The sequence below is a fragment of the Rhizobium sp. WSM1274 genome, assembly GCF_025200775.1.
GTDB lineage: Bacteria > Pseudomonadota > Alphaproteobacteria > Rhizobiales > Rhizobiaceae > Rhizobium > Rhizobium leguminosarum_I.
On the sequence record NZ_CP104140.1, the window covers coordinates 1 to 13347 of the forward strand.

Consider the following 13347-nt stretch of genomic DNA (forward strand, 5'->3'; position numbering starts at 1 on the left):
TTGGACAACATTAGCGTATCGACGACAGATGTACGGATCGAGCGGCATGCGAACCAGCTTTCGCGGCAACTGAAGCTCCTCCGCGACAAGCTGTTTCCGCCGCTCTCGCAAAAGACGCTACGAACATTCTCCTCCGGCGAGGCGGCCCAGATGATCGGCGTCTCGGACGGCTATCTTCGCCAGCTTTCGCTGGATGGCAAGGGACCGCAGCCGGATCTTGCCCAGAATGGCCGGCGTTCCTACACGCTCGGCCAGATCAACGAATTGCGCCAATATATGGCCAAGCTCAAGCCGAAGGATGCGCTTTCCTATCAGCCTTGGCGCCGCCCTGGCGAAAAGCTGCAGACGGTTGCCGTCACCAATTTCAAGGGTGGCTCGGCCAAAACTACGACGACGCTCTATCTGGCTCAGTATCTGGCGCTGGCGGGTTACCGGGTGCTTGCCATCGATCTCGATCCGCAAGCTTCGCTCTCTTCCATGCTGGGCGTTCAGCCCGAATTCGATCTTTCCGAAGGCGATACGCTCTATGGCGCAATTCGCTATGATGAGGGCCGCAAGCCGCTGAAGGAGATCGTCCGCAAGACCTATTTCGACGGGCTGGATCTGGTGCCGGGCAATCTCGAACTGATGGAGTTCGAGCATGAGACGCCACGGGCACTGAACGACCGGCAGCGGCCCGGCGAGCTGTTCTTCCGCCGTGTCGGCGTCGCCATTGCCGAGGTCGAGGCCGATTACGACATCGTGGTGATCGACTGCCCGCCGCAGCTCGGTTACCTCACGCTTGGCGCCGTCTGCGCCGCAACATCGCTGCTCATCACCATCCATCCGCAGATGGTCGACGTCGCTTCCATGTCGCAGTTCCTGCTGATGACTTCGGATCTGCTTTCCGTCGTGCGCAAGGCCGGCGGCGACCTGCAGCATGATTTCATCAAATATGTTGTCACTCGTCACGAGCCCTTCGATGCGCCGCAGTCGCAGATCGTTGCGCTGCTGCGCAGTCTTTTCAGTGACGACGTGTTGACGGCGACCATTCTCAAATCGACGGCGATCGCCGATGTCGGCTTGACCAAGCAGACGCTCTACGAGATCGAGAAGGGGCAGGTGCGCCGCTCGACCTATGACCGGGCGCTGGAATCGGTCAATGCCGCCAACAGCGAGGTTCTCGCCGGTATTCACAAAGCCTGGGGTCGAGCATGAGCAGACGCGATCGCCTGAAAGGTCTTTTCGACGATACAGCGCAGGAGTTGGCCGCGGCCAACTACGAGGAACCATCCTCGCGCGGATCGGCCGGGCCGGTTCGGACGATGGCGCTGACCCTTGGCCGCATGGAGGAAGAGAGCAGGGCGATGCAGGAGGCTTTGCTCTCCGGTGAGCGCATCGTCGAGCTCGACCCTGATCTGATCGATTCCTCCTTCGTCCGCGATCGTCTTGCCGACCAGCCCCTCGATATTGAGGATGAGTTGGTGCAGTCGATTGCCGAGAACGGCCAGGAAGTGCCGATCCTCGTTCGCCGCCATCCCAATAATGAGGACCGCTACCAGATCGCCTACGGCCATCGCCGCCTGCAGGCGGTTAAGCTGCTCGGCCTTAAGGTGCAGGCGATCGTCCGTAAGCTCGACGATACCGATGTCGTCATCGCGCAGGGTATCGAGAATTCGGCGCGCCGCAACCTTTCCTATATCGAGCGCGCGGTCTTTGCCCTCAATCTCGAGCTGAAGGGTTTTGAGCGCCCGGTGATCATGAAAGCGCTGTCGACGGACAAGACGGAGTTATCGAAGCTGATATCTGTTGCAAAAGCTATTCCCGCCGAGATCGTCAGGTCGGTCGGAGCCGCGCCTGGTATCGGGCGACGCCGGTGGATGGCGCTTGCCCAGGACTGGAATGGGATGACGGCCGCCCGGCTTGCGAAGCTTATTGCCTCGGGAGGTTTCATGGCGGAAGAGAGCGACCGCCGTTTCGAGCTCTTGGTTGCCGAGCTCGCCAAGAAAGAGGCAAAGCCCGAAACCACGGAATATGACTGGAAGCCGAAGAGCGGCGGCAAGATTGCCGGCCGAATCAAGAGCGCCGGCAATTCCTTCACGATCGCGTTGAAGACCGGCGATGCGCCGGATTTCGGCGCTTACATTTCACGCCGTCTCGATGAGCTTTACGAAGCCTATCGGGCCGGCAAGTTGCAAGCAGGAGAGTAGGCCGCAAAAGAAAAAAGCCTCCGAACGTTGCCGTCGCGGAAGCCTTTCTCATATCTGGACAATCTGAGAATCGCACTTCCTCGAATCACTGTCAAGCGTCTTCGGCATCCTTTTGGGTGGTAGGTTTCTTTTGCCTTGAGAAAAGGTGAGGGACATGGAGCCTCAATATGTATCGACGCCCTTCGGGCGGCGATCGATGACGCTTGGCATGCTGGCAAGCCAGGAAAGCGCCAGCAAGGTCGATCCGGACGCATCGGTCGACAAGTGGAAGATATTTCGTGCGCTCTGCGAAGCAAAGGACATGGTCGGCGTATCGGACCGTGCCTTGGCCGTTCTCAACGCGCTGTTGACCTTCTACCCGAAGAACGAGATTACCGAGGCCAACGGTTTCGTCGTCTTCCCATCGAATGACCAGCTGTCGCTGCGCACGCATGGCATGGCCGGCACGACGCTGCGGCGGAACCTGGCAATGCTGGTGGAAGCCGGTCTGATCATCCGGCGAGATAGCCCGAACGGGAAACGTTTTGCCCGCCGTAACGGCGAGGGCGGGCTTGGTGAGGCCTTTGGTTTCAGCCTGGCGCCGCTCCTGGTGCGCGCTCGCGAGATCGAGGCGCAGGCTGCTCAAGTGATGGCCGCCAAACTCGAATGGAAGCGCCTGAGGGAGCGCCTGACGCTTTGCCGGCGTGACATCGCCAAGCTCATCGAGATCGCGCTGGAGGAGGAAATTGCCGGCGAATGGATCGAGATGCAGACGCATTTCAATCTGCTTTCCGCAAGCCTGCCGCGCCGCCCGTCGGCTGCCGAGATGGAAAGCCTGCTGGCTGATCTCGAAGCTTTCCGGCAATTGATCGTCAAGACGCTGGAATCGAAGTCGAAAACAGAAAAAACAGACGCCAATGATAACCAAAACGGTCGGCACATACATAATTCAAACCCAAACCCCCCATCTGAACTTGAACCAAGCTTCGAAACGAAGCAGGGCGCAAAGCCGGAGGAAGAACCGCAGCCGTGGCGGGAGCCGCCAAAATGCTTTCCTCTTGCCATGGTGCTGCAGGCCTGCCCGGAGATCATCGCTTACGGACCGGGCGGCGGCATTGGCAGCTGGCGAGATCTGATGGCCGCGGCCGTCATCGTCCGTTCCACGCTTGGCGTCAGCCCCAGCGCCTATCAGCTGGCCTGCGATGTCATGGGGCCGGAAAACGCCGCCACGGTGATCGCCTGCATTCTGGAAAGGGGCGGACATATCAACTCCGCCGGCGGTTACCTGCGTGACCTGACGCGGCGGGCGGAGCGTGGCGAATTCTCGATCGGACCGATGCTGATGGCGCTGATGCGGTCAAATGGTCCGACGGCGAGGAAAACCGGATGAACGGCTATGAAAAAGTTTCGCGCCAGCTGCGACGGTTAGAAGCATACGCGGCCGGTCGATCAGCCGTCTTGACGGCTTCCTTTCCCGTAGTTTGTTGAAAACCGCTGTTAACCATGTCATACATGGCGGAAGGAAACGTTCGTTTTGCTTCCATTTGTGAAAAACTGTAAAGCTTAACAATGCGCTACGATATTGACGGTGCAATGCTTCAAACCCTGCTTCCCTCCATTGCCGCGGCGGAGGATGCGGTGGCGCGGCTGGACGAACGCGTGTTACGCTCGCCCGTCGGCGGGGGATTTGCCGAACGCAGCCATTTCTTCGACGCCGCCGGCGCGCTCTGGGTGGCCGGCGAACTTGTGCATGTCGAGGATCTCGTTTTGCATGATGCGCATATGGATAGCCGCGCTCCCACCCACGAACTGACGATCGCCCATTCCGTACTGCGGGCACGTCGGCGCATCTGGACCGGCGAACCCTCCTGGGCACTCGGAGTCTCGGGCCTTGCGACCCTGACTGCGACCGGCGGGGAGGGGGAGGGGAAAGTGCCGGACGCGAAGAGCCCCGCAGCTCCGGTCGAGATCGACGAGGAGGGCGAGCATGAAGACGGGCCGCTTGCTGCGGAGATGGCGGAGATCGATGCGCTTCTTGCCCGCTCGCAGAAGCTGCTCGATATCCACACAGGGAAAACGCCGGCAAGCGAGACGGCCGCCGTTACCCCGGCAAGGCGCAACGAGGATCCTCTTGGCTTGCTCGGTGACGACGAGTGGGACGAGGAACAGCGGCTTGCGGAGTGGCGGAGCGTCCTGCCATTGGCCGACAGCTTGGCGCCGGTTCTCGGCGCCATCATCCTCTTCGAAGCCTGGGAAAGGATCGAGCCGTTGCGGCGTCAGCACTGGCTCGGCGGCCTTCTGGTCGCAAGCCATCTACGCGCCGGCGGCAAGGTCGTCTCGCATCTGTTTTCTTTTTACGGCGGGCTGAAGCTGGTGCGCCATGAGCGTCGTCGGGCGCGCGATCGGGCCACGCGGCTGCAAGCCTTTCTGGAGGCGATGCATCTGGGTGCTGCGGCCGGCCTCAAGGAAATCGACCGCTTGTCCTTAGCACGCACGCAGATGGAGCTGCGCTTCCGCGGCCGCCGTTCGAACAGCAGCTTGCCGGAGCTTGCCGATTTCATCCTGTCGCGGCCGATGGTCTCGGCGGCGATGATCGCCCGTCATCTGCGCATCACGCCGCGCGGTGCGCTGAACCTCGTCAATGAGATCGGCATTCGTGAAATTACCGGCCGGGGCCGCTATCGCGCCTGGGGTATCATCTAATGCATGTCGCCCAAAAGTGTGCAGCGGTTTTGGGACAACGACATGCATAAAATAAAGACTTAAAGCGCGTCGTATGATTCCGATTTGACGCGATGCGCTTTAAACGAAAACGGCCGGGCGTTGACCCGGCCGTCTCGTTTAGGTGAGCACCCAGTCCGCCATCCTGTCACAGACTGCAGACCAGGCGCTCTTGCGCTTCCTTTGCCCCCAGAAGCGCAGTCCTATTCCCGCTCGCCGGTGAAGTTGAGCAGAAGCTGGAAGATGTTGACGAAGTTCAGGTAGAGCGAAAGCGCACCGAAGACGGCGAGCTTCTGGTTCGATTCCTGATCAAAGTTTTCCGAATACTGTTCCTTGATGTTCTGCGTGTCGTAAGCGGTGAGACCGACGAAGACGACGATGCCGATCACCGAGATCGCAAACTGCAGCGCGCTCGAACCCAGGAAGATGTTGACGACCGAGGCGATGATGACGCCGAAGAGGCCCATCATCAGGAACGAGCCCATGCGCGAGAGATCACGCTTCGTCGCATAGCCGTAGAGGCTGGTGGCGCCGAACATCGTGGCGGTGATGAAGAAGGTCCGCGCGATGCTCATCCCGGTGAAGACCAGGAAGACGGAAGCGAGCGACAAGCCCATCACGGCGCAGAAGGCCCAGAAGGTGATCTGGGCGGTGCTGGCCGACATCGTCTGGATCTTGAACGAGAAGAAGAAGACGAAGGCGAGCGGGGCAAGCATCACCACCCACTTCAGCGGCGAGCCGAAGATCGGGACGTAGAGTGCCGGCGTCGAGCCGACGACAAAGGCGACGAGGCCCGTTATGACGAGGCCGAGAGCCATATAGTTGTAGACGCGCAGCATATGCTGGCGCAGGCCTTCGTCGAAGAGGGCCTGGGAGCCGGCGACGGCGCCGTAGCGGGGATTGATCGGGTTCATGCTGATCTCCTCGGTTTGAATTAATAGAGCGAGCGGGCGAGCCGTTCGGCCGCCTGGTCGAGATTGAGACCGCTATCGTCGGCGATCAGCGCATAAGCGACCTCGCCGATCTGCCAGTAGGCGGCTTCTGCTTTTTCCAGCGTGAGATGACTGACCGGCTTGACCTCGAAGGCGCCCGGACGGACGGCAAAAAGCGACAGTCGCTTTCCATCCGACTGTTCGATCGCCATCTCGACGCTGGGGCCGAATTCGGACGGGAAGATCTGCACGTCGGCGACCTTCCAATCCCCAGGCAGTTCGGGCATCACGATCGCGGTGGCGGCGCGAATATCGTCGGCGCTATAAGTGGCTGGCGTCTGCGGAGGCATCGATTGGCGCAGGGCCGCGGTCTGATAGGCGCGGACGGCATCCTCGACATAGGCGGGTGCCGGAACCGATGCCACCACCTCAGTCGCCGAGAAGGCGCCGAAGGAATTGTGCGCCACCCAGCCGGCGGCGATCAGAATGCCGACGGCGGCAACGCGCTGCATCGAATGGAAGATACGGCCATAGGAAAGGCCACGTTCCAGCCGGCGGGCGGCATCGCGGGTCTCGGGGCGGCCAAAGGCACTTTCGCCGGCCAGCGCCAGACGCAGTTCGCCCCTCACGCTGAGGTCGGCCATGACCTTGGCGGCAATCGCCGGATTCTCGGAAAGATAGGATTCCACCTGGATGCGACGGGCGACATCGAGTTCGCCATCGACATAGGCGTTAAGATCGGCATCGAGGATCGGATCAATTGCTTTCATTGCCGTTCCCTCCGATGATTCTCAGATGCGAAACCCGCGGCGTCTTCTCCTCGAATTCGCGCAGTTGAGCGCGCGCGCGGGAGATGCGCGACATCAGCGTGCCGACTGGAATGCCGAGCGCCTGGGCGGCTTCCTGGTAGGAAAGGTCTTCGATCGCGACGAGATGCAGCGCCTCACGTTGTTCCTCCGGCAGGTCGAAGAAGGCGTTGCGCACCTGCTGCAGGCGCACGGCATGTTCCTGGCCGGCCGGCAGTGACTGCTCGGCTTCGACAGCCGCCTCATCGTGGCGGCGCGTCAGCGATCGGTGCCGGCGAAGACGATCGATATGGGCATTGTGCAGAATGGAGAGCAGCCAGGTGCGCAGGTTGCCGCCGCTGCGGAAGCTCTTTCGCTTTTCGAAGGCGCGCACCAGCGCATCATGCACCAGATCCTCCGCCTCATCCGAATTGCGCACCAGCGAGCGAGCGTAGCGCCTCAGCGCTGCAAGCTGTCCGATGACGTCGAAGGGGCGTTCTTTGCGTTCCATGCTTGAGTATACGCGCGTGCGGCGGATTTTATTCCCGGCCGGCGTAAAAAAATCATGCGGGACCAAAAACCTCGCCCGATCATCTCAAATATCCCTCTTCAGCGGCCGCGCGCCTTAAATCCGCGATTGTTTATGACAATTACATGACAGATCATGGCGCCGCTGATTTGGAGGGGAATAGAAAGAATGAAGGAAAAGAAGCGGGTCTACGAAGCTCTCGTGGACGGCGCCATGGAAGGGCTGACCGATCAGGCGCTCTACGATTTCGTCAAGGCGCGTTGTCCGAAGGCCACCAGCAGGAAGATCGTTCGAGCCTCGCTTCTCGCCCTGACCGATTCTCACCTGAAGGACCGCAATATTCTCGACGTGATCTATGCGCTGGCGATCAAGCATCGGTTGCATGACGGCGTGCTGGACGACACCGAAGACGAGGGCCCCGACGAGCGGCCTCAATCCTCGCAGGCGGCCAACCAGAACATGCCTCAGCTTTCCTGATGCAGATCATCTGAAACGCGACGCCTGCTCTCCCGGAATGGCCAGCCGCCGTCCGAAAGCTCTTCGAGGATCGGACAGTCCGGCCTGTCGTTGCCATGGCAGGCATGCACGAGATGCTCGAGCGTGCGGCGCAGTTCCGTCAGTTCGCGGATCTTGCGGTCGATCTCGGCAAGCTTGGTCTCAGCAATATCCTTGACATCGATGCTCGCCCGGTCCTTGTCCTCATAGAGCGCCAGCAATTGCCGGCATTCCGCGACGGAAAAGCCGAGACCGCGCGAGCGCTGCAGGAAGCGCAGCTTATGGACGTCGGTCGCGGCATAGTCGCGATAGCCGTTTCCGCCCCTTTTGGGGCGGATGAGGCCGATATCCTCGTAGTAGCGGATGGTCTTCGAAGGCAGGCCGGATCGTTCCGATGCTTCGCCGATATTCATCGCCATCTCCTATAGTTTTGCAAAACGCAGTCTCAGCGCATTTGATATCACCGAGACGGACGATAGGCTCATCGCCGCCGCCGCGATCATCGGCGAAAGCAGCAGCCCGAAGATCGGGTAGAGCACGCCGGCCGCGACCGGCACGCCGAGCGCATTATAGCCGAAGGCAAAGCCGAGATTCTGCCGGATGTTTCGCATCGTCGCCTCCGCCAGCCGCCGTGCCCTGACGGTGCCGTTCAGGTCGCCCTTCACCAAGGTGATGCCGGCGCTTTCCATCGCGACGTCGGCGCCGGTACCCATGGCGATGCCGACATCGGCGGCGGCGAGCGCCGGCGCGTCGTTGACGCCGTCGCCGGCCATGGCGATGATCGCGCCCTTTGCCCGCAACTCGTCGATCAGCGCCTTCTTGCCTTCCGGAAGCACATCGGCGCGGACCTCGTCTATGCCGAGGCTTTTTGCCACCGCACGTGCCGTGCGCTCGTTGTCGCCTGTCGCCATGATGATCTTCAGGCCGCTATCGTGCAGTGCCTTGATGGCGGCTGATGTCGTCGGCTTGATGCGGTCGGCAACGGCGACGAGACCGGCAAGTGCACCGTCGAACACCACGAACATCACCGTCTTGCCGTCGCCGCGCAGGACTTCGGTCTTCTCGACAAGGACCGCTGGATCGATGCCGAGATCGGTAAGCATCGCCGCATTGCCGAGCGCTACCGTCGTGCCGCCGGCACGACCTTGAACGCCCTTGCCGGTCTTTGCCTCGAAGCCGGTGACCTCCACGAAGGGGACATCGCGCTCCTCGGCGCCCGAAACGATCGCTTCGGCCAGAGGATGTTCGGAGCCGCGCTCCAGGCTTGCCGCCAGCGACAGCAGCCGATTTTCCCCGACCCCGCCGAAAGTGACGATGTCGGTAAGCTTCGGCTTTCCCTCCGTCAGCGTGCCGGTCTTGTCGACGATCAGCGTGTCGACTTTGGAAAAGCGCTCCAGCGCTTCTGCGTCCTTGATCAGCACACCTTCCTGCGCCCCTCGCCCCGTCGCGATCATGATCGACATCGGCGTCGCAAGGCCGAGTGCACAGGGGCAGGCGATGATCAGAACGGCAACGGCGGCAAGCAGTGCATTCGCCATGCGCGGCTCCGGACCGATCGCGGCCCAGACGAGGAAGGCAAGCACGGCGGCGGCGACCACCGCCGGCACGAAGATGGCCGACACCCGGTCGACCGCGCCCTGGATCGGCGCTCGCGAGCGTTGCGCCCTGGCGACCATGTCGACGATACGCGACAGCACAGTGTCGGCGCCGACCTTCTCTGCGGTCATGACGAAGGTGCCGTTCTTGTTGATCGTGCCGCCGGTTAGCGGGTCGCCCTTCGACTTCTCCAGCGGCAGGGGCTCGCCTGATATCATCGATTCATCGACCGTCGACTGGCCTTCGAGGATGGAGCCGTCCACCGGCACCCGTTCGCCGGGGCGCACGCGCAACCGGTCACCAGGCTGGATATCGTCCACCGGCACGTCGTTCTCGCTGCCCTCGGCATCGATGCGCCGCGCTGTCTTCGGCGCAAGGTCGAGCAAAGCGCGGATTGCCGAGCCGGTGCGTTCGCGCGCTTTCAATTCCAGCACTTGGCCGACGAAGACGAGCGCGACGATAACGGCTGCCGCCTCGAAATAAACGGGCACAGCCGCGCCATGGCCATGGAAGCTCATGGGGAAGATGCCGGGTACAAGCGTGGCGACGACGCTGTAGACATAGGCGGTGCCGACGCCGAGACCGATCAGCGTCCACATATTCGGGCTGCGGTTGACGACAGACGCCCATGCGCGGCGGAAGAAGGGCACGGCCGCCCAGAGCACCACCGGCGTTGCCAGCAGCAATTCGATGTAGGTCGCCTGTGGCTCGCCGATTGCTTCTCGCAGCGGCAGGCCGAGCATCGGCCCCATGCTGAGCGCCAGCAACGGTATGGCGAGAATGGTGCTGATCCAGAGCCGCCTGACGAAATCGACGAGTTCCGGGTTCGGGCCTTCGTCAGCAGGCGGAATGCCCATCGGCTCCAGCGCCATGCCGCATTTCGGGCAGTCGCCGGGGCGATCGCTGACGACCTCCGGGTGCATCGGGCAGGTATAAAGCGTACCCTCAGGTGCCGGCTTTGCCACCGGGCTGCTGCCGTCGCGATAGGCTGCGGGGTCGGCTTGGAACTTCGCTTGGCAAGCGGCCGAGCAGAAGTAGAATTTTTCGCCCTCGACTTTCAAAAAATGTTTTGCGGTCGAGCGATCGACGGTCATGCCGCAGACGGGGTCCTTCGCGGTCAGATAATCCTCAGGTGCCGCCGCAAACTTCGTCCGGCAGCCCTCGGAGCAGAAATGATAAATGCGGCCGTCATGATCGAGCGAGGGCTTGCCAGCCTGCGGATCGACGGTCATGCCGCAGACAGGATCACGGATCATGGCGCTGACAGCCTTCTCCTGTTCATGGCCGCAATGGCAATGATCGTCGCCATCGGCGTGGCTGTGATGGTGATCGTGTTCGTGCTTGATATCCATGACTATCTCCTGTGCCTGGAGGGCGGTTGGATAGGCTTATCCACCTTCCAGCGACTGGAAGGTCAAGCACTATTTTCATGGACTCGATTTTTGCGACGGCTGATCGTCAGATCGGGGTGATCAGCCCGACCGGCTGACTCCCGAGCAGGGCGGCGACTGAAATGCTGCCCCCGGGCTCGATTGTCTTTCCGGTCAGCAGGTCGGCCTTCAGACCGTGAAGCGGGGAGGGCACGGCGATTGCCGTATCCTCCCAGAATTCCGGGCCGGCAAAGAGCACACCCGGATCAAGCCAGCCGAACATCAGCCGGGGCGCCGCGATGATCGCGAAATCATCCTTATGCACCCGGGCAAAAGCAAGCACATGGTCGCGTCGGGCGCCCGTCACCTTCAGCGGCAGATAGTCGCCTCTGGCAAAGAGTTCCGCCTGCCGCTGACGCAGCTGCAGACCGATCCCGACGAGGCGCTGCTTCAGCGCCGCCGCCTGCAGCTTGGCGATCGGTCCGGCTTCATCAAGCCACACCGTCAGCCGCTCATGATCGACCGGCCGGCGGTTGTCGGGGTCGACGAGACTGAAATCGAAGCCTTCCGCACCTTGGTAAATATCGGGAATGCCGGGGGCCGTCAGCTTGAGCAGCGTCTGCGACAGGCTGTTGAGGTAACCCGCCGCGATGAAAGGCTGCAGCACGCTTTCGAAGTCCTCGAGAAAGACGTCATTGTCAGGCGAGACCAGCGCCGCGGCATAGGTGGCGACCGCTTCCTCGTAAGCGGCATTCTGTTCCGTCCAGTTGCTACGCAGTTTCGCTTCGCGCACGGCCTTGACCGCGTAATTGGTGAAGCGTTCGCCGAGTTCTTCCGTCTGTCCTCTGTCAAAATCCTCCGGCCAGATGCCGGCCAGCGCCTGATAGAGCATCCATTCGACATTGGGTTCCGGCGCGGCACCCTCCGGCAGATCCTTCAGCCACGGCCGGTTCATCTCGCGCCACCGCTCGACCGCCTGTGCAAAAACGTCGGCTCCCTCGCTCAGGGCATAAAGTCTTGCGCGCGCATCTTCGCCGCGTTTGGTGTCGTGGGTGGCGCTTGCCGAAAGCCCATGCGGCTGCAGCCGCGCCCGCTCGGCCATTCGGCGGTGGAATTCCTCCAGGCCGCCAGGCGCCTTGCCCGGTTCGCCACCGACTTCGTTTGCGGCAAGCAGCCGGTTATAGCGATAAAACAGCGTGTCCTCTGTCGCTTTCGCCATCACCGGTCCGCTCAATTGCTGGAAGCGGATACGGAACTCGTGGGCCGCGTCACCTTCGACCTTGCCTTCCAGAAGCTTCAGCACATGGTCTGGGGCACGCCGATCGTCGAGCCGCGCCATGGCTTGCGAGGCGGTCGCTGCAAGGACGGCTGAATCCTGCCACGAAAGCGGGCCGCCGTCGCCATAGGTGCGGTAGACGGGAAAGGTGATCAGCAGTTCGCTGAGGGCGGTGGCGATCTCGTTTCTTTTTAGCTCGGGAAAGATGCCTGCTGCGATCGACACCAGCCGGTCGGTCTCACCGGCGAAATTGCGCTCGACCATCAGTTGCTTGGCATTCCGCCGGCCCGCCTCGAGATCACCCGTCTCGCCGGCGATGCCGCGATAGGCATCGTCCAATATGCGCAGGCCACCGCCGTCGATGAACAGCTCGCTCAGGGCGGCGATGAATTCATATCCCGTGGTGCCGGCGACCGGCCAACTCTCCGGCAGGACCTCACCGGCTCCGAGGATCTTTTCGACAACGATATAGGTGTCCAGTCCGGCCGCCTCGCGCAGCCTGTCGAGATAGGCCTTGGGTTCGGCGAGCCCGTCGATATGGTCGACGCGCAGGCCCTGGACCTTGCCATGGCGCACCAACTCGAGCACCAGCCGGTGCATGTCCTCGAACACAGGAGGGTCTTCAACGCGGGTGCCGACCAGTCCGGTCACCTCGAAAAAACGGCGATAGCTCAGATGTCGCGCCGCCTCCTTCCAATGCGTCAGCCGCCAATGCTGTGCCTCATGCAGGCTTCTCATGAAATCGCGATCGGCCGAGATGTCATCGAGCTTTTGCTGGAGGACTGCCCGATCGCCGGCTTCGAAGAGAATGTCTCGCATTGCACGGTTGAAGCTCTCGCCGGATGTCACGGCCGCAGCTTCCGCCATTCTGGTGGCAACCGGATCGTCGAGCTGGTTTGCGATCGCCCCGTAACTCCCGGGGTTCAGCGGCAACAGCGTCTCGAAATAACCGAAGGCGAAGTTGCCATGCGTTTCGTCGAGCGTGATGCGAAGCTCGCCGTCAGCCAGCGCCCCATCGAAATCCTGGCCGAGCTGTGGCAGCGTCAGCGGCTCGCTCCAGTCGATGTCGAAATAGCTGCAATAGGCGCTTTGCCGGCCGAATGTCAGCACGTCGCGCCACCAGCCGTTTTCCGGCGAGGCCGCCATGTGGTTCGGGACGATGTCGAGGATCAACCCCAGGCCCGCCGAGGCGAGGCTTTCGGTCAGCCTGTCGAATCCTACCCGGCCGCCGAGCGCCGGGTCTATGTCGTTGGCGTCAGTGACGTCATAGCCGTGGGTCGAGCCGCTGACGGCGGTGAAGATCGGCGAGGCATAGAGGTGGCTGATGCCGAGGGTCTTGAGGTAGGGGACGAGGCCGCAGGCGCGATCGAAGGTCATGCCGTTGCGGAATTGTATCCGGTAGGTCGCGGTCGGAAGTGTCATGAGGCCGTCTGACGTTGGAGGGAGACTGTCCCCAACGGTTGCAGCATAGCTTT

11 protein-coding genes are annotated in these 13347 nt (G+C 61.8%); 5 read left to right on the forward strand and 6 right to left on the reverse strand.

The window, feature by feature from the left end:
* The 4 genes from repA (at window position 1) to N2600_RS29815 (ending at window position 4871) form a co-directional block, all read left to right on the forward strand.
* Window positions 1-1197 (forward strand): plasmid partitioning protein RepA, encoded by a 1197-nt coding sequence (gene repA / locus N2600_RS29800; RefSeq protein WP_026154606.1) that lies wholly within the window; start codon window positions 1-3, stop codon window positions 1195-1197.
* Entirely contained in the window at window positions 1194-2189 is a 996-nt protein-coding gene (gene repB / locus N2600_RS29805; protein ID WP_162115160.1) for a plasmid partitioning protein RepB, read from the forward strand. The genes repA and repB overlap by 4 nt, the downstream gene beginning before the upstream one ends.
* A gap of 154 nt (window positions 2190-2343) precedes the next feature.
* Complete coding sequence (gene repC, locus N2600_RS29810; protein ID WP_260299605.1) at window positions 2344-3558, forward strand: plasmid replication protein RepC; 1215 nt, start codon at window positions 2344-2346, stop codon at window positions 3556-3558.
* Window positions 3559-3737: 179 nt separating this feature from the next.
* Window positions 3738-4871, forward strand: coding sequence for an RHE_PE00001 family protein (locus N2600_RS29815; protein ID WP_260299606.1), 1134 nt, complete (start codon window positions 3738-3740; stop codon window positions 4869-4871).
* Between the two features lie 221 nt (window positions 4872-5092).
* On the opposite strand, the gene N2600_RS29820 is transcribed toward N2600_RS29815, so the two are convergent.
* The 3 genes from N2600_RS29820 to N2600_RS29830 are packed head-to-tail and all read right to left on the reverse strand — an operon-like array spanning window position 5093 to window position 7117.
* Window positions 5093-5803 (reverse strand): Bax inhibitor-1/YccA family protein, encoded by a 711-nt coding sequence (locus tag N2600_RS29820; protein ID WP_018246224.1) that lies wholly within the window; start codon window positions 5801-5803, stop codon window positions 5093-5095.
* Between the two features lie 20 nt (window positions 5804-5823).
* Complete coding sequence (locus N2600_RS29825; protein WP_128412069.1) at window positions 5824-6591, reverse strand: anti-sigma factor family protein; 768 nt, start codon at window positions 6589-6591, stop codon at window positions 5824-5826.
* A complete protein-coding gene (locus N2600_RS29830) occupies window positions 6578-7117 on the reverse strand; it encodes a sigma-70 family RNA polymerase sigma factor (protein WP_128412070.1) in 540 nt (179 codons plus the stop codon). The genes N2600_RS29825 and N2600_RS29830 overlap by 14 nt, the downstream gene beginning before the upstream one ends.
* Window positions 7118-7303: 186 nt before the next feature.
* On the opposite strand from N2600_RS29830, the gene N2600_RS29835 reads away from it, so the two are divergent.
* Window positions 7304-7612, forward strand: a complete 309-nt coding sequence (locus N2600_RS29835) for a hypothetical protein (protein ID WP_260299607.1) — start codon at window positions 7304-7306, stop codon at window positions 7610-7612.
* Here the strand turns inward: N2600_RS29835 and cueR are convergent.
* The 3 genes from cueR to treY all read right to left on the reverse strand — a co-directional run bounded on the left by cueR (window position 7600) and on the right by treY (window position 13294).
* Window positions 7600-8043: a Cu(I)-responsive transcriptional regulator gene (gene cueR, locus N2600_RS29840; RefSeq protein WP_260299608.1), complete on the reverse strand. Its 444-nt coding sequence runs from the start codon at window positions 8041-8043 to the stop codon at window positions 7600-7602. The genes N2600_RS29835 and cueR overlap by 13 nt on opposite strands.
* A 9-nt stretch (window positions 8044-8052) precedes the next feature.
* Window positions 8053-10578: a heavy metal translocating P-type ATPase gene (locus N2600_RS29845; RefSeq protein WP_260299609.1), complete on the reverse strand. Its 2526-nt coding sequence runs from the start codon at window positions 10576-10578 to the stop codon at window positions 8053-8055.
* A 106-nt stretch (window positions 10579-10684) separates the two neighbouring features.
* On the reverse strand, window positions 10685-13294 hold the full coding sequence (gene treY / locus N2600_RS29850; protein ID WP_260299610.1) for a malto-oligosyltrehalose synthase: 2610 nt from the start codon (window positions 13292-13294) through the stop codon (window positions 10685-10687).
* Window positions 13295-13347: the final 53 nt, after the last annotated feature.